Origin of the sequence: Escherichia sp. MOD1-EC4550, assembly GCF_963876935.1 — a bacterium.
Lineage (GTDB): Bacteria > Pseudomonadota > Gammaproteobacteria > Enterobacterales > Enterobacteriaceae > Escherichia > Escherichia coli_F.
Genome location: NZ_CAWNSE010000040.1, coordinates 1 through 1,893, shown reverse-complemented (window position 1 = coordinate 1,893; position 1,893 = coordinate 1). Strand labels below are relative to the sequence as shown.

The following is a 1,893-nucleotide window of genomic DNA, read 5'->3' as shown; positions in this document are numbered from 1 at the left end:
TTGGTTTGGGAGAAGGTTCAGCATTACCTGTTGGTGCGCCTGTTCCGTGGCCTTCAGAGACACCTCCAACAGGCTGGCTGAAATGCAACGGGGCGGCTTTTTCTGCTGAAGAATACCCGGAACTGGCAAAGGCTTACCCGACAAATAAATTGCCTGATTTACGAGGTGAATTTATTCGTGGCTGGGATGATGGGCGCGGTATTGATACAGGACGTGCTTTATTGAGCCTTCAGGCTGGGATGCTGGAAAAGCACCGTCATATTGTTGTTGCCAATGATGGTTACGACACAAAAGATGAATGGGAACTGGCTACGATTTTCAAAAAGACATACACACAAGGACGGGGACTTGATGCCACAAATACAGGAGGGAGTCTGATCCCATCACCGACACTTCATTCACGAGGGAGTATCGGTAATACTGGCGGGAGTGAAACCCGTCCACGAAATATTGCATTTAACTTTATCGTGAGGGCTGCATAATGGATAACGCCGTATTAAATAGCGAGCTTATTGCCACGAAGGCGGGGAATATTACCGTCTATAACTATGATGGTGAAACTCGGGAATATATTTCCACTTCAAATGAATATCTTGCCATTGGTGTCGGTATCCCTGCATATTCCTGTTTAGATGCCCCTGGCACACATAAGGCGGGTTATGCTATCTGCCGTTCGATGGATTTAAATTCATGGGAATATGTGCCAGATCATCGCGGTGAAATCGTCTATAGCACCGAAACAGGAGAATCGAAAGAAATCACAGCTCCGGGTGATTATCCTGAAAATACAACCACTATCGCCCCGTTAACGCCATACGATAAATGGAATGGTGAGAAATGGGTGACAGATACCGAGGCACAGCACGGCGCAGCAGTAGATGCAGCAGAAGCACTGCGCCAGTCGCTGATTGATACTGCAATGGCCTCCATCAGTCTGATTCAACTGAAATTACAGGCCGGACGGAAGCTGACGCAGGCAGAAACAACCCGCCTTAACGCTGTGCTGGATTACATTGACGCGGTGACGGCAACAAATACCAGCACAGCGCCGGATGTCATCTGGCCTGAACTGCCGGAGGCGTAGGCCATTCAATATCTGGCGCACCGGAAGTATCGATCAGCTCCAGTGCGTCCAGATAATCCAGCCACAAATTATATTGCGCCAGTTCATCACCTTTCAGACGACCAATAGCGGCTTTACCGGGCCATTGCTTACTGTTCATGTATTCGTTGGCCTGGTTAATTAGTAGCTGTCTTTATGATTCAGTAATTTCAATAAGCTCTTCATGAGTAGGTGGAGGAATATCTGCCCACGTAGGTAGTCCATCCTCTCCGGCAATACGGACTTTTCCTTGTGGCGGTTCAGCCATAAACTCACTGACAATATTTTGATTCACCTCCTTAGCATCTGATAAATCCCATCCTACTGATTTATATTTATCAATCATATCCACAGGGAAAAAAGCATTATGCCTGGCACTATAAACATATTCGTTCATATAAATCACCCTGAATAAAATTACTCACCAACAGCCCACCAACTGTAATGCATAGATACCGTGTCGCTGGTTGATGACGTTCTGTAAGCAGAATTAAAGCCGGTTAACGTAGGGCCTTCTGCAGTCATCACGAACCCTCGCCCAGCGCCTAAAGGCGCACCGCCATCACCAGAATGGGTAAGAATGGCGCAGTCCGCTTTTTTAGGGAAAGGGATAGGAAATGTAATCCTCATTGTTTGCGTCGATAATTTCGGCATAGCCTCACCTCGACCATATTGCAGAATTTTACCGTTGGGTAATTTCATCCATCCATCACCACTGGCAAAAGAAGCCATGTCCGGTATCTGATTTTCCCCTGTTCCCACACCCCGTTTCGCTGCTTCTCCCAAACCAA

Annotated in this window: 3 protein-coding genes and 1 pseudogene; 2 read left to right on the top strand and 2 right to left on the bottom strand. The window is 47.2% G+C overall.

Going from position 1 to position 1,893, the window contains the following annotated elements; all coding sequences use genetic code 11:
• Together AACU19_RS20160 and AACU19_RS20155 are read left to right on the top strand one after the other, a co-directional pair.
• Positions 1–482 (top strand): tail fiber protein (locus AACU19_RS20160; RefSeq protein ID WP_241957785.1); only part of this gene is annotated, 482 nt, incomplete at its 5' end.
• Positions 482–1,084, top strand: a complete 603-nt coding sequence (locus AACU19_RS20155; protein WP_105279235.1) for a tail fiber assembly protein — start codon at positions 482–484, stop codon at positions 1,082–1,084. The genes AACU19_RS20160 and AACU19_RS20155, both read left to right, overlap by 1 nt.
• On the opposite strand, the pseudogene AACU19_RS20150 reads toward AACU19_RS20155, so the two are convergent.
• Positions 1,056–1,499, bottom strand: a pseudogene (locus AACU19_RS20150) (tail fiber assembly protein). The gene AACU19_RS20155 and the pseudogene AACU19_RS20150 sit on opposite strands and share 29 nt — an antisense overlap.
• 20 nt (positions 1,500–1,519) lie before the next feature.
• Positions 1,520–1,893 (bottom strand): gp53-like domain-containing protein (locus AACU19_RS20145; RefSeq protein WP_021542076.1); only part of this gene is annotated, 374 nt, incomplete at its 5' end.